Source organism: Bacillus changyiensis, from assembly GCF_027706145.1.
In the GTDB taxonomy this organism is placed as follows: Bacteria; Bacillota; Bacilli; order Bacillales; family Bacillaceae; genus Bacillus; species Bacillus changyiensis.
Window position 1 is genome coordinate 1 of sequence record NZ_JAQFWW010000007.1, and the last position, 20,609, is coordinate 20,609.

Annotated in this window: 21 protein-coding genes; 5 read left to right on the top strand and 16 right to left on the bottom strand. The window is 38.4% G+C overall.

The genetic code is table 11. The features are described from left to right. Nucleotides 1-246: 246 nt before the first annotated feature. The 4 genes from PDT38_RS16655 to PDT38_RS16670 form a co-directional block, all read right to left on the bottom strand. The gene (locus PDT38_RS16655) at nt 247-993 is read right to left on the bottom strand and encodes a MerR family transcriptional regulator (protein WP_270803181.1); all 747 of its coding nucleotides are present in this window, start codon (nt 991-993) and stop codon (nt 247-249) included. An 859-nt stretch (nt 994-1,852) separates the two neighbouring features. Next, the gene (locus PDT38_RS16660) at nt 1,853-2,683 is read right to left on the bottom strand and encodes a PPC domain-containing protein (RefSeq protein WP_270803183.1); all 831 of its coding nucleotides are present in this window, start codon (nt 2,681-2,683) and stop codon (nt 1,853-1,855) included. Between the two features lie 143 nt (nt 2,684-2,826). Beyond that, the gene (locus tag PDT38_RS16665; RefSeq protein ID WP_270803379.1) at nt 2,827-4,041 is read right to left on the bottom strand and encodes an MFS transporter; all 1,215 of its coding nucleotides are present in this window, start codon (nt 4,039-4,041) and stop codon (nt 2,827-2,829) included. Further along, nucleotides 4,038-5,540: a class I adenylate-forming enzyme family protein gene (locus PDT38_RS16670; RefSeq protein ID WP_270803184.1), complete on the bottom strand. Its 1,503-nt coding sequence runs from the start codon at nt 5,538-5,540 to the stop codon at nt 4,038-4,040. Before PDT38_RS16670 ends, PDT38_RS16665 begins: the two co-directional genes overlap by 4 nt. 129 nt (nt 5,541-5,669) lie before the next feature. Here PDT38_RS16670 and PDT38_RS16675 point away from each other — a divergent pair, with 129 nt between their 5' ends. Then, the gene (locus tag PDT38_RS16675; protein WP_270803185.1) at nt 5,670-6,326 is read left to right on the top strand and encodes a pentapeptide repeat-containing protein; all 657 of its coding nucleotides are present in this window, start codon (nt 5,670-5,672) and stop codon (nt 6,324-6,326) included. A 54-nt stretch (nt 6,327-6,380) separates the two neighbouring features. On the opposite strand, the gene PDT38_RS16680 is transcribed toward PDT38_RS16675, so the two are convergent. The 8 genes from PDT38_RS16680 to PDT38_RS16715 form a co-directional block, all read right to left on the bottom strand. Next, nucleotides 6,381-7,451 carry a DUF3900 domain-containing protein gene (locus tag PDT38_RS16680; protein WP_270803187.1) on the bottom strand — a complete coding sequence of 357 codons (1,071 nt, stop codon included), beginning with the start codon at nt 7,449-7,451 and terminating at the stop codon, nt 6,381-6,383. A gap of 243 nt (nt 7,452-7,694) precedes the next feature. After that, nucleotides 7,695-8,390, bottom strand: a complete 696-nt coding sequence (locus PDT38_RS16685) for an ABC transporter permease (RefSeq protein WP_270803188.1) — start codon at nt 8,388-8,390, stop codon at nt 7,695-7,697. A gap of 16 nt (nt 8,391-8,406) precedes the next feature. Further along, complete coding sequence (locus PDT38_RS16690; protein ID WP_270803191.1) at nt 8,407-9,330, bottom strand: ABC transporter ATP-binding protein; 924 nt, start codon at nt 9,328-9,330, stop codon at nt 8,407-8,409. Between the two features lie 96 nt (nt 9,331-9,426). Beyond that, nucleotides 9,427-10,365 carry a sensor histidine kinase gene (locus tag PDT38_RS16695; protein ID WP_270803193.1) on the bottom strand — a complete coding sequence of 313 codons (939 nt, stop codon included), beginning with the start codon at nt 10,363-10,365 and terminating at the stop codon, nt 9,427-9,429. Nucleotide 10,366: 1 nt separating this feature from the next. Then, a complete protein-coding gene (locus PDT38_RS16700; RefSeq protein ID WP_270803195.1) occupies nt 10,367-11,059 on the bottom strand; it encodes a response regulator transcription factor in 693 nt (230 codons plus the stop codon). Between the two features lie 299 nt (nt 11,060-11,358). After that, nucleotides 11,359-12,093 carry a twin-arginine translocase subunit TatC gene (tatC, locus tag PDT38_RS16705; RefSeq protein WP_270803197.1) on the bottom strand — a complete coding sequence of 245 codons (735 nt, stop codon included), beginning with the start codon at nt 12,091-12,093 and terminating at the stop codon, nt 11,359-11,361. A gap of 54 nt (nt 12,094-12,147) precedes the next feature. After that, a complete protein-coding gene (locus tag PDT38_RS16710; RefSeq protein WP_270803198.1) occupies nt 12,148-12,354 on the bottom strand; it encodes a twin-arginine translocase TatA/TatE family subunit in 207 nt (68 codons plus the stop codon). 21 nt (nt 12,355-12,375) lie between these two features. Beyond that, nucleotides 12,376-14,124: an alkaline phosphatase D family protein gene (locus tag PDT38_RS16715; RefSeq protein WP_270803200.1), complete on the bottom strand. Its 1,749-nt coding sequence runs from the start codon at nt 14,122-14,124 to the stop codon at nt 12,376-12,378. A 320-nt stretch (nt 14,125-14,444) separates the two neighbouring features. Between PDT38_RS16715 and PDT38_RS16720 the strand changes: the two genes are divergently transcribed. Next, nucleotides 14,445-14,984 (top strand): GNAT family N-acetyltransferase, encoded by a 540-nt coding sequence (locus tag PDT38_RS16720; protein WP_270803202.1) that lies wholly within the window; start codon nt 14,445-14,447, stop codon nt 14,982-14,984. 56 nt (nt 14,985-15,040) lie between these two features. Here the strand turns inward: PDT38_RS16720 and PDT38_RS16725 are convergent, their stop codons facing one another. Both PDT38_RS16725 and PDT38_RS16730 read right to left on the bottom strand, forming a co-directional pair. Next, complete coding sequence (locus tag PDT38_RS16725) at nt 15,041-15,502, bottom strand: DUF4944 domain-containing protein (protein ID WP_270803204.1); 462 nt, start codon at nt 15,500-15,502, stop codon at nt 15,041-15,043. 20 nt (nt 15,503-15,522) lie between these two features. Beyond that, nucleotides 15,523-16,245 (bottom strand): vWA domain-containing protein, encoded by a 723-nt coding sequence (locus PDT38_RS16730; RefSeq protein WP_270803207.1) that lies wholly within the window; start codon nt 16,243-16,245, stop codon nt 15,523-15,525. A 130-nt stretch (nt 16,246-16,375) separates the two neighbouring features. Between PDT38_RS16730 and PDT38_RS16735 the strand changes: the two genes are divergently transcribed. Together PDT38_RS16735 and PDT38_RS16740 are read left to right on the top strand one after the other, a co-directional pair. Beyond that, on the top strand, nt 16,376-16,777 hold the full coding sequence (locus PDT38_RS16735; protein ID WP_270803209.1) for a ribosomal maturation YjgA family protein: 402 nt from the start codon (nt 16,376-16,378) through the stop codon (nt 16,775-16,777). Between the two features lie 32 nt (nt 16,778-16,809). Further along, complete coding sequence (locus PDT38_RS16740) at nt 16,810-17,532, top strand: DUF421 domain-containing protein (RefSeq protein WP_270803211.1); 723 nt, start codon at nt 16,810-16,812, stop codon at nt 17,530-17,532. Here the strand turns inward: PDT38_RS16740 and PDT38_RS16745 are convergent. Together PDT38_RS16745 and chbG are read right to left on the bottom strand one after the other, a co-directional pair. Then, on the bottom strand, nt 17,529-18,881 hold the full coding sequence (locus PDT38_RS16745; protein WP_270803213.1) for a PTS transporter subunit EIIC: 1,353 nt from the start codon (nt 18,879-18,881) through the stop codon (nt 17,529-17,531). The genes PDT38_RS16740 and PDT38_RS16745 overlap by 4 nt on opposite strands. A 12-nt stretch (nt 18,882-18,893) precedes the next feature. Next, the gene (gene chbG / locus PDT38_RS16750; protein WP_270803214.1) at nt 18,894-19,622 is read right to left on the bottom strand and encodes a chitin disaccharide deacetylase; all 729 of its coding nucleotides are present in this window, start codon (nt 19,620-19,622) and stop codon (nt 18,894-18,896) included. Between the two features lie 167 nt (nt 19,623-19,789). Between chbG and PDT38_RS16755 the strand changes: the two genes are divergently transcribed. Further along, a complete protein-coding gene (locus tag PDT38_RS16755) occupies nt 19,790-20,554 on the top strand; it encodes a sulfotransferase family 2 domain-containing protein (protein ID WP_270803215.1) in 765 nt (254 codons plus the stop codon). Nucleotides 20,555-20,609: the final 55 nt, after the last annotated feature.

Here is a 20,609-nt window from a genome sequence, read left to right on the forward strand (position 1 = left end):
ATCTTTTGGACTTTGACTTGTTATGGAGCCTTATCCCTTTGTGGAGCCTTGGTATCAGATTTCTGTTCGTCGAGCCAAGATTTTATTCCACGCTTCTTTCAGCCCTTATCTCACGATAAGTACCTTGCGCTTCCTTAGTGGTTGGTCGATGTGTACCCCCACAGTGGACTTTCACCACCTAGATAGTTGCCATGCCTGGCACACATACAGAAAGGGGCATCTTTTAACAATGCCCCTACTACCTATTTACTTTTCATTCCGCTCGGCAAAGACTGTCATCGCCTCAGACATAAATTTTGCTAAGCCCTCACCATATTGATCGATGTTCTTCGTAAAACGGTTATCACAAATATACAACTCTCCTAAGCCTTTGAATGCTTCAAGCGTGTAGTGGTGTCCAGTTTCATGATTTAAAAACTGATACCATTCCTTAATGGCCGACTGTGCCTGTTCTGAATCAGGTGCACACTGGCGAACTTCGGCCAGCTTTTTGTAAATCGCAGAAAATTGCTGTGCGAATGCTTTTTGTTCTTGTTTAGATTTTGCAACCATTTTAGCATTCGTTTTGTCAATGACTTCATCACCCCATCGTTCACGGGCTTCCGCTTCGTACGGATCTTGACTGAAATCAAAACCGGCAAATTTTTCTGTATTTGTCATAGCAATTTCTCCTTTCATATATTGAATCGTTTTGTCAATTGTTATCATCATTTGATTGATTCGGTTCCGTTTTTCAAGCAGCATTTTTCGATGTAGCTGTAATGCCTCATACCGGTTATAAGAAGGACTCTCGAGAATCATTTTAATTTTTTTCAAAGGGAAGTCTAACTCTCTAAAAAATAAGATTTGCTGCAACTTTTCCAAATCGTCATTTGAATAAAGTCGATAGCCAGACTCTGTCGTCTCAGCTGGTGTTAATAAGCCGATTTCATCATAATGATGCAGTGTGCGCACACTAATGCCGACTAAATCAGCAACTTCTTTAACTTTCATGATGTGTCCTCCCTTCTTTATTGACTATAAAGTATCACGTAACGGAAGAGTCAATACTTTAACAAAAAAAATAAGCAAGCTACAGCCCGCATTACTTTTTCTCCACAAATATGTTTAAGATGATTTCAGAATTTTAACAACGAATCATCCAGTTACTCCTTCAGTTGAATAAGAAGTTACTTCTTATTTCATTTCCAAACATATTTTTTTACAACAAGTCTACCTTCTTCTCATTCTACTTTGCATGTTGAATATACGACTCTACTATCTTTGAATTCCTCTGGATTAACTTTATCCTCCAAAAGAATTAGCCGTGACTTTAGAGGATTTACTCGATAATCCTCATTTCTTCCGATGATTTTCCCAGCCCACTCAAGCTGACGCAGGTTTTTGAGGAACTGATTGACAAGCTATTTTTCATAAGCTGCTCTATCCAGTTGATTCGGCATGGCTTAACAACGCCAAAGTTTTGATCACTCTCATTTAATACCGCTTCAATCTGCGCACGTTGTTATTGATTGTCTATTCCTAAACTGAAATGTGATGTTTGCCATCTAGATGAAGTGTAAGGTTTTGATGATCGGGAAGCTTGATACCCTTCTGAGTCAACTCCAAACTGGTTATTTAAACGCTGTCGATCAAGATTAAATTTCAATCATTGCGCTTGTTTCGGTTGTTTACTGATGGAAAGAGAGTCTGTTTTAACGTCCGACTGCTGATTTCGTTTTGATAGCTGGTTTTTTTGAGTTCATCAACTGTTCAGTATAAAGTGAAAGTTTTACCGTGTCTCTAATCTTCATGGGAGCTCCTTGCATGGCTAAAAGTGGATTTTTTTATATCGGTCAATTTTTAACCAATTTTACCAACCGTATGTTTGATCATATTGATAATTGATCTTCAGTTGTGGTGATCTCCAGGTAGAACGGCTGTGAGCAAGTGAATAGTATCTGACATTCCAAATGGTTTTGACAGGTAAGCCTAGTTCCGGTTTCATATCACGAAATATTGTTCCCCCAGAAACCGTTGTGTGCCAGACCCCTTCTTCTTGATTGAGTACTTCTCGATAGGTGTGACCAAGGCTTGGAGAAATCGTTCCCTCGGCCGAGACGCTTTTTACAATCGCTCCATCAGGAATGGTTGAAACATTTTTCAAGTTCGCTACAGCTAGCGGAGAAGCGATTCCTTTTCCTGGACTGGATATCGATGATGGTGACAGGTTTGCGGTATAGTAACCGCTTTTAAACCTATCTATGAATTCCAATCTGTAAAATCCCCATCCATCATATGTTCCATTTTTAGATATTACAGCCGCAATGTACCTACCTGATTCAGGTACATCAAACCGAATAATGTCGTTTTGATTGCCTGTTCTTTCGGAAGAGGCTACAGCAGGGTAGTTATAGGAATCTTTGAATAAATAAAGATCATAATCTGTATTGGCCGGGACTTCTCTGAGATGAATAGCAAGTTGATCTCCTTTTGAGGCATAAAACTTATAATAATCTTTATCACTTTCACTATGGATCGTTGCCGAAATCAATTTATATTTCCACAATCCTACATCATGAGCTGAAGCAAGGGAATCATTAGGTTCATACTCGTCTTCATGAACATTGGCCGCTGCGGCTGAGTACTCAGGAACAGCTATCAATAAAACACTTAATATGAATAGACATAAACCTTTTTTCATTTGCACTTGCCTCCCATTTAAGTGATGACCATAAAAGGAACTCCCTCTCCTTTATATCGCATCAAAAATTCATTTTAAAGACAAAATTGAAAAAAACTAGAAAAATTCACTCATTTTTAACATTTTCTAAACATTTCACAACCTCAACCATCGAGAGACTCTTTTTGGCGAGGACTTCTACTAAAGAAATGAAAAGTTCCATAAAAAGCAGCTATTAATAGTAAAACGCCACAAGATACGTATACGAAACGAACCCCAACCACATCTGTTAGCACACCGATCCCAATAATCGATAACATATAAACCAACTGAATGAAGGTAGACCTTGCCGCCATGATATCAGCCAAAATGCTCTCGTCTAGACGATTTTGAATAAAAGTTTCTTGACATAAGTCACGCAAAACAAAAGCAGGCCCCATCAACAGCACAAGGATGAGTGCTAAGTAAGGGTTAGAAAGTAAACCATATATAACAGTAAAGACTCCATATACAATCGCTCCTAAAAACATAGAAAAGAGTAAATTCTTTTGTAGTCTATCGGAAACTTTAAAGATGACAATTCCGCCAATAATTGTTCCTAAATAATAACCACCATTTATATATCCCCACCAAGCTTCATCCTTATGTAAAACTTGACTGACATATGCTAACGAAACAGACGCCGTCCAAATCATTCCCGCCCAAGATTCTATTAAATCCATGACCAGCAACACTTTAAGGTCTTGGTGTTGAAATAAAGTTGACCAACCCTTTTTTAAACGATTAATAGGGGATCCTTTTGCACCTTGCTTCTGTTTGATGTTTAGGAAAAACAAACAGGAAAGTGAAACGAGTACTAAAGAAATCGTGATCCATAATGTGAAGTCTTTTCCTAAAAAAGATAAGGTGATTCCCCCAAAAGCCCAGCCAATGAATTGAAAAGTTTGATCGGTTACAGATATTAAGCCATTCGCTTTGACTCTTTGGTTTTCTGCAACAACTGAGCGAATGATTGTGCTTTTTATAGGGACAAACCACCCATTAAAAAAAGAAATCATCGCAATGATGGCGAACATGAAAGCAAGCGTTAATATATCTGAATAGCTTTGACGAAATAACCACACGAAACATAATAAGAAAGCAAGCTGTACACTTTGGGAAGTGATGAATAAAAATCGAAATGATCGGCGGCTTGATAACAATGGAAGGGTTGCGCTGCCTATCATTCGGAAAAGAAGACTGATCAAGGTGATGAAAGAAGCTATTGTTGTAGAGCTTGTCACACTATAAACATAGAGTGTGACAAGCATTGTGTAAAGCGCAAATCCTAAATTTGTAGTCGATTGACTCATTAAGATAATATAATATGACCGACTCAGATGCACTCCCCCCGTAATGCATGCTTAACGACTTTTCCTAGTCTGTTTTTCGGAAGACTTTTAACAAATATGATTTCGGGTACTTTGTAGTTTGCTAGCCGTTCTTTGCAATAAGATATGATATTCTCCTTTCCCAGACAATATGTTTCATTCACCACAACATATGCCCTTGGAATCTCGCCATACACCTCATCTGGAACACCGATGACAGCAGACTCAATGACACCAGGCACTTGTTCAATAATGTCTTCGACTTGATGAGGATAAATATTGTCTCCACCATAAACAATCACATCTTTATAGCGGCCTGTTATATACAAGAACCCTTCTTCATCAAGACAACCCGAGTCCCCCATATAAAACCAACCATCTTTCAGCACTTGTTCTGTAGCATGTCGATTTTGATAATATCCTGCAAAAACATACGGACTTTTAATGACGACTTCCCCCACTTCACCTGGTGGAAGCTCCTCATGTGTGCTTGGATCTTTGATCTTGACACTGACACGTGGAATCGGTTTTCCGGCTGAATGGACTTTGTCCCAGCCCATGTCAGGTCTCCATGAACTAACCGTCCATGCTTCAGTACTGCCGTAACCTTGAACCATCATCACTCCATAATCTTTAAATTCCTTGAACAAGCGCGTCGGAACCTTTGTCCCGCCGGAAATAAAAGCGCTAACTGATGACAGGTTAAACGACCGTTTTTTCATTTCTTCCAACATGTATGTGTAAACAGATGGAAACGCCATCATCATATGAATCTGTTTTCTCTCAATTTCTTGTAAAATCTCAACTGGTTTAGGTTCCCATAAAAAATGCAGTGTCACTCCCCCAAATGCACCTTGAAGAAGATGATTGAGTGAACTCATATGATATAAAGGATGACACGCTAAAAACCGGGTACCCCTATGTTGCCTTCCATTGATATGTAGATCTGTTAAATAGGTAGTCAAACTACCATGATTCACCATACAGCCTTTTGGATTCCCGGTCGTCCCTGACGTGAATAACAATAATGCTAAATCATCTTCTGCCACCTGCTCTATATTTAGCTGAGATGGCCGCTCAATAAAAATATCTTCAAACTCCTCTGTTGTATTCATTCCAATTCCAGCTTCGATCATAAGTGATGACTGAAGGTATTGACCGAGCGGTGAAAAAACAGGAGCAAATTCTCTGTCATAAAAGATAATACTTGGCTGACTATTTTTTAAAATTCCCTCTACTTCATAAGTTGTCAGCTGCCAGCTTAATGGAACAACCACCGCACCGATTTTCAATGCCCCAAGTAAAATAACAGGGAAATGATGATTGTTTTTACACAATATCGCAATACAGTCTCCCTTTTGAACACCTTTCTCTAGCAAAAACTGGGCCAATTTGTTGACCCGATCATGATACTCCTTAAACGACAATGTTCTGTCCCCGCCAGACAAGGCTTCCAATTCAGCTGATTTTTCCATATGATAATAGATAAAGTGCTGAAGTGTACTCAATATTTCTCATCTCCAAATTTCATCATTTTTCACAAAAACAGTTAATACATCTTTGATTTTACTGCAAGATTTATCAACTGTAAAACTTTTCATCTTCTATTCGAATACATATAAAGGAAGTGTATTTGTATGAAACCTGACAAAAAGACGAAGTTAAGAGCCCCCAAACTCCCTGAAGACTTAATTCCGATTCAGTTTGATGAGATAATCAGTGCTGAAAAACACTACTTCAATGGTGTCATTCAAGAGACTTCAGTTGTTGAACAAACATTTGAAAATCTTGAATTCGAAAAAATGCTCTTTAAAAAATCCGTCTTTCAAAATGTCTCCTTTCGTGACCTACAATTGACAGATGTTGTTTTTGACTCATGTGATTTATCAAATGTTGACTTCAGTGGCGCCATTATCCATCGAACAGAACTGCACAATTGTAAGCTGTTAGGGGCAAATCTTTCAGAGGCAACTTTTCGAAATGTTTTATTTGATCAATGTTTAGCCAAATATGGCTCATTCGGCTTTGCAAACTTTAAACAAGTTTGCTTTCAAGATTGCTCACTCCAAAATACCGATTTTTATGAAATGAAACACAAACAATTGGATTTTAGCAAGTGCAATCTTAATGAAGCAAATTTCTCAGGAACTGAATTAAATAAGCTTGATTTAAGGAGCTGTACATTTGATCATATCACTGTTTCTCTAGATAAATTGAACGGTTGTATCGTCTCATCTGAACAAGCTGTCGGATTTGCTAAAACGCTTGGGCTTGTTGTGAAAGAAGCGGATTAAAAAAACTTGTCGATCAAGCCTTTAAACGGCTTTGTCGACAAGCTCATATTAAAACTACGCTTCAGAGTTTCGCTTTGTCATCCTCTCAATCACCTGATGAAGCCCTTCTGGCTTATAAAACTCTACAGGTGAACTTCCTTTTTCAAATGAAATTGTCTCAGCCTCAATTAGTGCCACATAGCGACCATTCACCTTGGCGAGATGAATCGTATCTCCAAATCCAGCTAAAGGTCCTTTAATCTCAGTTTCACCTAGTTTCATTTTCAGCTCAGCCTCTGGGACATGTTCAATCATTTGTGCAGCAGCTTCAATCACCTGATGTGTGTCAAGGCGTTCTTGAATGTCCCGCTTTTCACTAGCTTCCCAGATTTCAAGATCATGTTCAAACTGCTGGCGCTCCTCACTTGTGTCTGAAAATGTTTCATATACATGCTCCTGTACCATATTCATCACTTGTGTTTTCATGATTTGCGGCATTGATTCACCATATTCAACAAACTTTAAGAAATCTTCAAAATAACGCGCGTGTGAAGACTGATGAATTTTGACTTCGCTTTCTTCTGTCATGCCTTCTTCAGGCATGTATGGATATTGAATTGATTTCATGTTTTTCGTAGTAATCGCCATTTCAACCTTCTGGATTAATGAAGCTTCATCTGCAATCGAAGCGACTTTCGGTTCGAAATCGCATTTCATCACAAAGACAAATGCATCATCAAAGTACTTGCGCGGCACTGCGGAGGCCACTAAAAATACACCACCTCTGACAGCACTCGTATCAAGGTATGTATGGACAAACTGTTCACTCAGTTCAATGAAATCTTCTTTTGTTGTCGCTTCTTTTGTCCGATGAAACAAATTATAATTTGGATTGGAGTCTAGGGCATGCCCAGGTTCAGTAATAAAGCGACCGATTTTCGTTGGCACCTGTTCTGACTTAGGATGTCGTTCTGCTTTCCGTTTAACAATTTTTTTGAGTTCGCCATCTAAAAAATCTTTCAGTTCACTATGTTCAAACTCTGTTGTATCAAGCGTCTGAAAATGTTTAAACTGTTTGTTCGCCTGTTCATCTTTGCCATCTACTTGGATGACGTAAAAAGAAATAAACCGAATCTCAAAATCCATCTTCTGTTCACCCTGTTTCCTCATTGTTCAGTTCTTCAAGTATAGGGAAATGCTAATCTTTCGTCAATTTCAGAAAGGGAGGAACATTACAGCAATAGTGGAAGACTTTATCTATGCAGCTATATATGTGACCATTTGAAATGAGTTAACTAGTAAAATAATCGTTGGCTAATCTAGAGATTTAGCTCAGGAAGACCGTACTCTATGTGCGGTCTTTGTTAAGAATCTCTTGTCCAATTTCAGTTATGAAAGTACATCTTTTTTTTCTATCTGTCTGACAGTCAAATATGATAATACGATCCCGACAGCTGCCAAAGATAGGGGAATATAAATGATCGAAGACAAAGAAAATACTGGGTTTGTAGAACTAATCAGCATAACAATAATGACCGAGGAAATAATAGTTGCCGAAATGGATTGTTTACGCATACCAAAATAGATTGGCACTAAACTGGTGCCGGCAGCACCGAATGCAAAAATCACAATTTTTAGAACCTGATCATAAACGATATTGGCTGTGATTTCTCCTTGAACAACAGGAAAGAATGAATTTAGCATAAAGAAAATAGTCGCAATGAAGACATTTGATATTAAAATGGTGACAAATGTCAATACTCCAACGATGCCTAGCTTAGCAGTCATTATTTTTTTCCGACTCACCGGGTATGTAAACAACACAAGTATTGTTTTATTTTTAAACTCAGAAATGACTAATCTTGAAAGCAATACTGCACCGTAAATGATAAAAACCGCTCTAACGAAGGTGCCGATGACAAGAAATGCTTCAGCAATATCGTGGAACGCACCTGTGCTTTCTGCTTTTTCTGAATAGCTGATCATCCATAGTAGCCCAAGAATGATGAGGTTTGCAATGATAACTCCACGTACATACCCGGCCAGCTTTAATTTTTTAATTTCTATTCTCATCAAATTTAACATCAAGTTTCAGCCTCCTTTACAAACTGATGGTATCGCCATTAATTAATCTGAAAAAATAGTCCTCAAGTGACGTAAACTTTTTATTTATCAATTCTATTTCTACATCATTCAATACCAAAGCTTTTGAAATAGCTGTTTGAGAGACTTCAGCATCATAAATTCGGATTGTTTTATCATTTAATATTTTAAAATTAGTCATGTGAAGCTCGTTTTCAAGCACAAAGCAAGCCTTTAGTTGATTTGTGGTTACAAGCTCAATATATTCTGTGTTCTGTTCCCTGACGTTTTCCATTGATACTTCCTTAATAAGCCTGCCACCCTTTATGACTCCGATTGTATCCGCAACTTGTTCGATTTCGCTTAGGATGTGGGTAGAAATCAGCAATGTCATCCCATACTCTTTGCTAAGCACTTGAAATAAGTTCCTGATCTCTTTGATTCCAACAGGATCAAGACCGTTAGTCGGTTCATCTAATACCAGCAAATCAGGCTTAGTGAGAATCGCTCGTGCAATTCCAAGGCGTTGCTTCATACCAAGCGAAAACGTTTTGACTGGCTTACTATCAATATTTTTTAAATTGACCATGTCCAGCACTTCATAAATCTTCGTTTTATTGTGATATCCCATATACTCGCAGTGAAGATTTAAATTTTCTAAAGCTGTCAGATTTTCATAAAAAATCGGGTACTCAATCATACTGCCAATATGGCCGAGAATCTTATATGATGTATTTGTCAGCTTATGTCCAAGGATATTGATTTCACCGCTTGTCGGTTTTATGAGACCCATTAGCATCTTCATGATGGTCGTTTTTCCAGCTCCGTTCGGGCCAAGAAAACCGTAGATTTCCCCTTTTCGTATATGCATGCATACATTGGAGACAACTTCTTTTCCTTGGAATGTTTTGGTTAGCCCGTTTATTTGTACGATGTAAGTCAAAACCATCTCTCCTTTCCTGTCTCTTGTTTACGATTCTATTTTAGCGGTTGATACTGTCTTTTTTATGTCTCGTTTCTTAAGAAATTCTTACGTTTGCTAGTAAGTTGTCCGTTTTAATTTGATAGAAAAAGCTGTCCGTTCATATGCCTTGCTTTTGAGAGAGATTTCCCCTCCCATTTTCTCAACAAGTCTTTTTGTAATCGTTAAGCCAAGTCCGCTTCCTTGGAACGCTTTATTTCTTGATTCCTCAAGGGTGTAAAGTCTTTCAAATACCCTTTGTTGATCATACTCACTGATCCCTTTTCCACGATCCCATACGGTGATCACGATATGCCTTTCTCCATATGACAGCGACAATCCAATGAGCTGACCATCTGCACCATACCGAACCGCATTTGCTAAAAGATTTTGAAGAACTCTGTTCAACGCTTCTTCATTTCCATGCACATATAACGGTCTGTCAGGAATATCAATGACTGCTTGATAACCTTTTGTCTGAATAACATCATAGTATTGTAAAATATTTTTTTTACATACTTCATTAATATGTATTTTACTGATTGGAATTTGTTTATCATCTGACTCTAGCTTAGCCAAATCAAAAAATGAATTCATCAAGTGAATAATTTCACATGTTTTTTGATGGAGCTTTTCCAGTAGCCTTGCCTGCTCCTTACTATTCAAATCTGCTGAATCACTTTGGATCGCCTCGATATAGCCAAGAACAACAGTAAGCGGTGTTTTGATATCATGAGACATATTCGTCAGCATTCGTTTCATTGATTGCTCTGTTCTTATAAATCTGGCCGAAATATGTTGATGATCCTCAGCCAAAAGGTTGATTTGCACGAGCAAAGCTCGCAATACTTTATCATCCGTTCCCAGTAAAATTTGATCCGTTGAATGTCCTTCCAGCCTCGTTTTCAACTGTTCTGATACATACCTTAAGTTATCGTCTCGTTTGTTTTTCATTTTATATTGAATAAAATTGAAAGATACCAAAACGATGATAATACCAATCCATACCATTGTCATTCTAAAATTCTCCCCATTTATAACCGATGCCCCAAAGTGTTTTTATATACTGTGGAGAAGAAGGGTCATCTTCTATCTTTTCTCTAAGACGCCGCATATGAACGTTAATAATATTTTGATCGTCAAAGTAGTCATCATTCCACACTGACCGATAAATTTGTTCTTTTGTAAATACCTTTTTTTGGTTTGTCGCAAATAACTTAAGTAACTTCCATTCAGTTGACGTCAACTGAAGTGGTTTCCCATTTTTAAGTACGGATACATTTTCTATATCAATTGTCAGATCATGAACTTGTAATACCTTTTCCTCAGCCGGTTCACTGCTCGAATATTGTGTCGCCCGCCGAATTGCAGCTTTTATTCTCGCTGTCAGCTCGATCATCGAAAACGGTTTGGCAATATAGTCATCCGCACCGAATCCTAATCCTAACGCTTTTTCTACATCACCATCTTTTGCAGAAATAATTAAGACCGGGATATTGCTCTGTTCGCGGATTAATTTTAGAAAATCAATGCCGTTGAGCTTTGGTAGCATGACATCCAGCAAGATCAAATCATAAGAATCTTGATGAAATAGCCGAATACCCTCTTCTCCGTCAAAAGCATGTTCGACCTGAAAATCTTCTTTTGTTAAATAATGATGAATCACTTCACTGATCGAATGGTCATCTTCAACTAATAATATGCGCTGCATCTCGTCACCCAATTTTATAAAATATAAAACTACTGATCCTTACATTTATTATAATTTAAAAACATCGTCTTTTCACAAGGATATTTAGCAAAGATATTGCTCAGTTGTTATTTAAGCTTTTGTCCTTATTAAACCTTCCTTCCCGAGTCCTCTCAGCAAATCACTGTTACTGACTAGGGAAAATTGTGATTGATTACGAGTCATGTCATACTAGCATCTGTAACGTATAGCACAACCCCTGTTGTTCATTGACAGAGTAAAATACAAACTAAAAAATAGGCTGAAGACAACTAAGTCCTTCAACCTTGAGCTTCAGCCCCTACCTTACTGGCCATTTTTTTTCTGTATATAAAAGTTGATAAAGAAATACTGAATTCATATAGTACAAGCAGTGGCACGATCACCAACACATCTGAAATAAAATCGGGGGGCGTGATCACGACTGATATCACGATCAACACAAAGTAAGCTATCTTTCTCATCTTGGCAAGTCTTGCAGGATTGAGAATGCCCAAACTCGTTAAAAACATGACGACAAGGGGCATTTCAAATAAAAAGCCAAATGGCAAAGTTAAGTTGAGCATAAAACGAAAATAATGCTGCGCTGTAAATATCGTTTGAAAATGGCCCGCGGAAAGACTAATTAAAAACTGAAGGACTAACGGAAACAAGATAAAGTAACCAAACAAGATTCCTAAAATAAATGAGATAAATAAACCGGGAATATAAAAAAGCGCTACCCTTCGTTCAACTTGGGTCAGTGCAGGTGCTACAAACTGCCAGGTTTGAAAAGCAGCCACAGGTATCGTTGTTGCAATTGCCAAAACCCCTGAAATCATCATATAGACCCATAAAATATCACCTGGTCCCAGTACAGCCAGTTTAGAGTCAAAATCTCTGCTCAACCAGTCATAAATGTCCTGAACAAATATAAAACCGACAATCAAAAACAAGATGAAAGTGAGAAGAGTTTTAATGATCCTGCGACGCAGCTCTTCTAAATGACCAAGCAAATGAGTTTCTCTGCTTTTCATGTCACTGCCCTCGCTTTCTTTAAAGAAGCAGACGGGTTTCCCCGTCCGCTTGAATTATTGTGCGGATTGATCATGTTTTTTTTTCAGATCTAGCTCTGGTTCATGATCATTTGATGACACTAACGATTTTGTCGCACTTTTAAATTCGGTCAATGTTTTGCCAAATGCTCGTCCGACCTCAGGAAGTTTTGAAGGGCCAAAAATGATCAGCGCAATCACAAGCACTAATATGAGCCCTGGAATTCCGATATTTGAAAACATCTACAAATCATCCTTTCATCATTATTTAGTGACTTTTTTTTGCAGTTTCATTTGTTTTTGATGTGCTTTTGTGTGTGCAGTGAAACGATCCTCTTCAACCTCATTAGATTTTTTCACGCCGCCCTGCACAACATTTGCAGATGTCCGCTTGATCCCTGTGTCATCTTTATGATAGACATATGAAGCCCTTGTACAAATGGCAGCACCATGCTCTGTCACAAATGGAATCACGCGATAGTCGGTTCGCCATTCGTCAGGCGTTACTGTACAACGAACATAACCGCGGTAATCATTAAAGAATTGGATATGTGGATTTTGAGATAAAATCCGATCCGTATCCGCTCTTTTATCAGCACCGTTTCCCCCTGAAGTGATTGATGTTCCGACAAATTCTGCTCCAAAAATATCTGATTTTGGATTGTCAAAATCAGTATGTAGATTAGAGGCCCAACTTGCATGAACATCCCCGGTCAACACAATGATATTGTTTAGATGTTTAGCTTTAGCTAAATCGATAATCCGCTGACGCTGCGCCGGATAACCATCCCAAGAATCCATACTGTAAATTGGCGCAGACTTTGTCCCAAAATTCCATCTTGCAAAGAAAATTTGCTGAGCTAAGACATTCCATTTCGCTTTTGAACGGCTCAAGTTGTTAAACAGCCATGCCTCTTGGTTGGCGCCAAGGAGTGTTCGCTTTGGATCATTTGATTCATCAGAAGGCGGCTTATTACCATCTCCATTTGCCTGGTCATCACGGTATTGCCGTGTATCCAACACATTGAAATCGGCTAGCTGACCAAAAGAAAAATTCCGGTATAATTGCATATCAGGACCTTTCGGCAGTGATTTACGGCGAAGCGGCATATGCTCATAATAGGCTTGATATGCAGCAGCCCGCCGCTTGACAAATGCTTTGACAGACTGACCTTTTTCTGGAATAAGATTTGCATAATTGTTTTCTACTTCATGATCATCCCAAGTGACAACCCATGGGAACTTGGCATGAGCAGCTTTTAAATTTGGGTCAGTACGATATTGAGCATGACGATTACGGTAATCATAAAGAGAGGTGATTTCTGCACTATTATGTGTTCTGACATTTCCTGTTCTTGACATATACTCATTTGGACCGTATTCATATATATAGTCTCCTAGATGAAAAACAAGGTCGAGGTTTTCTTTTGCCATATGATGATAGGCTGTGTAGTAACCATGCTCATACTGCTGGCACGAAGCAAACGCAAACGTTAATTTTGCGATATTTGCTCCAGGTGATGGAAGCGTTTTTGTTTTTCCTACAGGACTCAGCTGGTTCCCACATTTAAAGCGGTAATAGTACACATGATTAGGCTTTAAGCCATGCACTTCAGCATGGACAGAGTGAGCTAGGTGTGGTGTTGCTTTCTCTTTGCCCCGTTTGACAACATGGCGGAAATGTTGATCTTTTGCAATCTCCCAATTCACATAGACAGCCTCGTTCGACATGCCGCCTCCATTAAGCGGATCAGGTGCCAATCTTGTCCATAATACAACACTATTTGAAAGTGGATCACCTGAAGCAACCCCAAGTGTGAAAGGATAGTCAGAAAATCTCGGTGCTGCATTGACTTCCATTGCCCCCATCGATTGTGCAACTGCTAGTCCAAGTGAAAGTCCAGCAATTTTGCCCGCTCCTCGAATAAAGCGGCGGCGGTCAAATGTATTGCCTTTCAAACTCTCCTCATCCAACTTCTTCATCCATTCCTCAAATTGCCCTTCATGTGTCATTCGATTACCCCCTATCAAATGATTGATCGATTCTATTATAGAATACATTTATTAACATTCTGTAAAGCTTTGTTAACCAAAAATCAGAACGATCAAGCCTTATGTTGAAGTAGATGTCGAATATTGTCAGAACTGAATCTCTTACCCTATGATTTCGACAATAAGCGAGGCCCTCTCTCACAGCTATTTTCCTAGTTTTCTTCACAATTTCTTCATGGTAAAATAAAGAAACCAACCGATAGAAAGGAATGAATGATGCACAGATAGATCATGGTCTTCTCACAATCATTTTTTCAATCAACCTATTAGGAGGTAAGACCGTGGAAACACTTCATTCAAACAGATTAATGTTAAGAAAAATGCAACTGGAAGATGCGGAGATTCTTTATCATTATTGGTCAGACCGTGATGTCACCAAATATATGAATATCTCGCCTTTTCAAAACACAGACCAAGCGAAAGCTATGATTCAAATGATCAATGAGTTAAGTCTAGAAGGTAAAGCAAACCGGTTCTCAATCGTATTAACAGAGACAAATGAAGTCATCGGTACATGCGGATTTAATATGATTGACAATGAAAATATGAGAGCCGAAATCGGGTATGATTTGGGTAGGAGCCACTGGGGGAAAGGCTTTGCTTCCGAAGCAGTCAGAACACTGATCCACCATGGTTTTACAAAGATGGGACTTAACCGGATCGAAGCGAAAGTTGAACCTGAAAACGCACCATCAATTAAATTACTTGAACACCTGTCCTTTCAAAAAGAAGGCCTTTTAAGAGAGTATGAGAAAGCAAAAGGAGTTTTGATTGATGTGTATATGTTCTCACTATTAAAAAAAGATTGGATTAATAAGTGACAATTGCAAATAAAAATAGCAGGTTTTTTGAGCCTGCTATTTTCCCAGTTTAAACATCAATTATTTTCTTTCATTTTAATATTCGCTGTTTGTTCACGATGTCCGTCAGTCCATTTGATTTGCACTGTTAAATCATGATTCTTTATCTCATCTTCAGGAATAAAGTCAAAAGTGGAAATATGATCGGGTTTGCTTCCGCCCCCGTCTAGTTCCTCTCCTGTATAGTCTGAAAGCTCGTAGTCTTCCCCATCCCTGTACATTTTTCCGTCAACTTTTAAAATGATTTTTTTTACAATTGTTTTCTTCTCTTCTTCTTTATGACCTTGCCAATATACATCAAGATATTCATTAGGTCCTATCGACGTTTTATCACTTTTTGTCATCATGACTTTCCAAGTTCCGTCTTCGCTTGCACCTTCAAACAAGGGCTTATTTTGATGTGAGTAGATGATATAGCTACCTAGCAGCAAAATAAAAAGAAGAATAGGGGTAAAAAATATGAGCAACCTTTTTTTCATAAACCATGCACCTTTAACGTTTATTTTCCAAACAACCTGCTGAAAAACCCTTTTTTCGGCTGGGAGACCGGAGCAACTTCTGCTAAAATCCCTGCTTGTTTTGCTTCTGATAACCAATTTGGGAATTCTCGCAAAATCGCATTATACAATTCATCATCAGAAATTTTCTCAATATCTTCAATTTGTAAAAAGCCAGCATTGTCTAAATAACGGTTGTCCAATGTATCTAGTTTTTTGAGAAAATCAAAGTTTCCATTACCGATTCCGATGAATTGCCAAAACAACGGCTTATCTGATGAGCTTTCAATAATCGACTTAATTGACTTTTTGCAGCCTCCATCATTGATAAAAATGATAAATGCAGGATATGGACTTTGTTCTTCTGCTAAGTATTTTTTTAAAACATCTTCCATGACTGGCAACTCATTATTTCTTCCAAATTTATGGACACCATCATTTTCAATGATTTCCCGGTTTACATACCCAGAAAAATCTTTTTCTGTGACTGACGTTAATCGTGAAAATTCGTTATCATATACCCAAACATCAAGCTGACCGTCATCATCAAAGCGGTCGGCGACAGCCAGCATTCTTTCAACTGTCTTCTGAACGGTCCCATTTTTATATAACGATCTCATTGATCCTGTAATATCCAATACTAAGCCAACCCGAGCTGTCACTTTTGTTAATTGTTTTTTCTCAAGAACGATATCCAAACTTTTCTTTTGCAAATTGATAGACATAGATACAATACTCCTTTTTTATATCTTTACGTTTCAGGCTACTCAACGGTTTCATTCCTAGCAATAGACAGTCATCTCTAGAAGCTTTACAATATCTTTTGACAGTTTATCAGAAATGAGGCTCCACATGATGATAAGAAAACGACTATTGTATGCCATATTAATGACTACAGTCATGGTAACTGGGATATTCTCAAGAAAGATGACACATCTCCTTCCTGATCTGGTCAATGCCTATTTAGGCGATGCGCTTTGGGCCCTCATGATGTTCTTCGGGTTTGGTTTTTTGCTTAAAAAATCGTCTACAAAGATTATTGCACTAACTGCACTGCTCTTTTGTTATACCATTGAATTCAGTCAGCTGTATCATGCTCCCTGGATTGACCAACTAAGAAACACGACCATTGGTGGTTTAGTCCTCGGATATGGTTTTTTATGGAGTGATTTACTTGCTTATTTGCTCGGCATTGGAACAGGTGTCATCTGCGAACAGAAAATCATAAATAAAATATCCCATTTACGAAAAAACTAGTTGGTAAGAAATATTTAAAAGGACGAAAATGAATGGAAACAGTGAAGGAAATCTTAATCGTATACGGCCGTATCATTACGATCTTACCGCTTTTATTAATCACCACTTTGTTTATGGGCAAACGATCCATTGGAGAAATGCCCGTTTTCGATTTTTTAATTGTTATTTCATTAGGATCTATTGTTGGTGCAGACATAGCAGATCCGGAAATTCAACATCTACATACCGCGCTGGCCATTATTGGTGTTGGTTTGTTACAAAAAACCGTATCAAAAATGATGATAAAAAGTCGCTTGCTTGGAAGGCTCATTACCTTTGAACCAACCATCGTTATTAAGAATGGCACTTTCCTCAACAACAATTTGAAACGCATCAGATATTCGGCCGATAATATTTTACAATTACTTCGAGAAAAAGATATTTTTGATGTTAGGGTCGTTGAAATGGCGTTTGTTGAAGCAAATGGTAATTTAACGGTCTACAAAAAACCGAATCAATCTGAAGTAACCGCAGAAGATCTAGGTATTCAAAAAAAACCGGGAGGATTTTTCTACCCGGTGATCGTAGATGGCACAATGCATCACTCTGTTCTTCAACAATTAGGTTTAAGTGATGAATGGTTGAATAACAAACTACAATTAAAAGGCATTGGCCAATTGGATGACGTTTTTTTCGCTTCTGTCAATCAAAACCATGAACTGCATGTTTCCTTAAATCAGGAAACGTCCAAAATTAAACCTGAACTGTTACATTAAAAGCTTTCATCTTCTAACAATGTCAACAGCTCTTGTTTCACATTTGCGGCTTCAGGTCCAATCACGATTTGAATATGATGTTGATCAAGTTTGATCACGCCGTGCGCACCCGCCTGTTTAATATTGGCTTCATCAATAACTTGAGAGGTCACTAACTTTAATCTTAAACGGGTCATACAGTTTTCACACCTGACGACATTATTCTTTCCACCGATATGCTCAAGGATCGATTCAGCCATGTCAGCACCTTTAGAAATATCTCTTCCGATCAAAAGGATGTTTCGCTTTTTAATCAAAAGATAAAAAGTGAAGTAATAAAGCGCAAAAAACACCAAACCAACTGGCATGATCCATAATCCATGATCTGACAAATTCAGATTTAATGCAAAGTCAATGATACCTGCTCCCCATGAAAAACCATGCCGAATCCCGAGAATATACAGGACCATCCCTGCCAATCCAGTATAGATGGAGTGAATCACATACAGCAAAGGAGAAGTAAACAAAAAGGCAAATTCGATTGGCTCGGTAATACCTGTCACAAATGATGTTGCTGCTCCAGACGACATGAGCGCTTTTGTTTCCTTTTTCATTGTTTTGGCTGTCTTGGCTATCGCCAGTGCAATAGCTGGAACTCCAAACATCATCGTCATAAAAAAACCACCAAGAAAATAACCTGCAGTTGGATCACCAGCTAAAAACCGGGTGATTTCGCCTGTTATGACTTCTCCAGAAGCAGTTTCATATCGACCTAAACCAAAATATACATACGTATTCATCACATGATGAAGCCCAAACGGCAGCAAAAATCGATTGAGAAATCCAAACATAAATACACCAAAAGCGCCCAATCCAACAAGCGTTTGGCTAAAAGTATCAATCCCCGCCTCTGCATACGGCCAGATGATAGAAAACAAACCTGCCACTGGAATCATCACCAACACAATCATTGTGATCGGAAATTTCTCTCCACCAAAAAAAGCGAACATGCTCGGAAGACGTGCATGTCGGAATTTGTTATAAATCAATGCGGCACACAAGCCAGCCATAACACCGCCAAACACACTCATGTCAATATCCGGGTTGATGATATGGATACCTTCTTTTAACATAACGATCGCCAAATATCCTGAAAGCGCCGGTATTCCTCGATCTTTCGTGTTCGACAGACCCATCGCAATACCAATTGCAATTAACACATCCATTTGGTTTAAAATAACGCCTGAAACTTGAAAAAGCGGAATATCAAGCATATCCTTCGCTGAAAGACGTAACAACAGCCCTGCTATCGGAAGTACCACAATCGGAATGAGCAATGATTTTCCTAATGATTGAAGAAAAGATTTCATTCCGTTATTCTCCTATATTAACTGTTGAAATGTTGAAAGCTCTATGTCCTCAAACGATTTCAACAAATGTACGATGTTTGGGTCTGTTAAAAATTCCAACTCATCTACCCGTGGATAAGTAAATGAAGAACTGGACAACAGTTTTTTATCAAGATATGCTGGATGGGTCATCACTTCGATTGACTGGCATTCTTCAAATAACTGGGTAATTGCTTCGCTATCCTTTAAAGCGCTTTCAAGTAAAGGACAAAAACGATCAGTCGTTTTCATGTTTTCGGTTTCTAGAAGGTGATTTCTAACAGGCAAACGATATTCATTTGCAAGGGTCACAAAGACGTCTGTTATGCTGTGATAACGATGAATATGGTGATGCGTGTCCAAATGATCAGGCTCCACACCATATGCTAGACATTTTTCAATTTGCGCGCTCCATTCACGATAGACTTCATCTGGATCGACCGTAAACGCGCCTTTGTAAAAGGCTTGATCACGAAAATCCCCTTTGACATCAACAATTGTCCGATGCCCTGATAATAACGGTTTGCCACACGTCAACACTAAGTGAACCCCGACTCCCAGCCCTGGACATTCACCAGCAAGCCGGACAGCATGTTCTGCATCAGGCATATTGGTCATTAAAGTCGTCGATGTTAAGAGCCCCAATTGATAAGCATCAATAATTCCATAGTTCACACCTCTTGAAAAACCGAAATCATCTGCATTGATAATTAATTTTTTCATCAGTATATCTCCTTTGGCTTTTTTTCAAAATATACGCTAGCGGATTCAACAAAAATTCATATAATCGCCTTTCCAACGAAAAAAATCTCGCATACTTTAGTATGGATTGCCTTTCTTGCGCTCACATGGTAAAGGGGCAACTTAATTTTGAAGTGGATGTGTTCAATATGTTTGAAGAAAAACGGTTAGAAAACGTCATCTCTCCCTATACTCCACTTTATGCAAAAGATTTTCCCATCATTTTGTTTTGGATTCCAAAGAGCGGTTGTACCATACTAAATCGTTGGTTCTTTTTCCAAAACGGCTTGCTCAATGATGTGGAGGAAAAATCAGCCGGAGATGTCCACAGCTACAGACATTTTGTATTTACAAAAACAAAAAATTATCAACAAGCTCTTACAAAAGCTCTCTTAGACAGAAGAAAAGATACTTACAAACTAGTAAGAAATCCTTTCAGACGAGCAGTTAGTTCATTTTTAGCAACCATTTGCTCTCCACGCCTTATTTGTTTATTTCATCGGGATATCCACAGCGGATTATCGTTTCGTCAATTTTTATATCATCTACATGATCTAGGTTCAGAAATCGATTCCCTCGACCGCCATGTCGGCTACCAGTATATAGAGGGAGAAGAAGAATTCGTGGAAAACTATATTTATCTCGAACAAATCTGTTCGCAAATAAGGGAAGTTGAAAATATGTACAGGTTGTTAAAATCTCCTCTTTCACAGCTTTCTAAATCATCACACTATTTATCAGACCTGATGACAAAAAAAGGGAAATTCACAAATACCGTTCTGACAATGTCATCGCTCAACTGGGTTTTCCCCACTTATGAAAGTTTTTATAATTTGGAAACAAAAGAGTTGGTACAGGAGATCTTTAAGAAGGATTTTGAAATCTATGGCTACGATATCAAACATATAAAATAACGACTTACCGGTGGACGATCATATCCACCTTGTGATACTGGACAAGCTTCCTAAA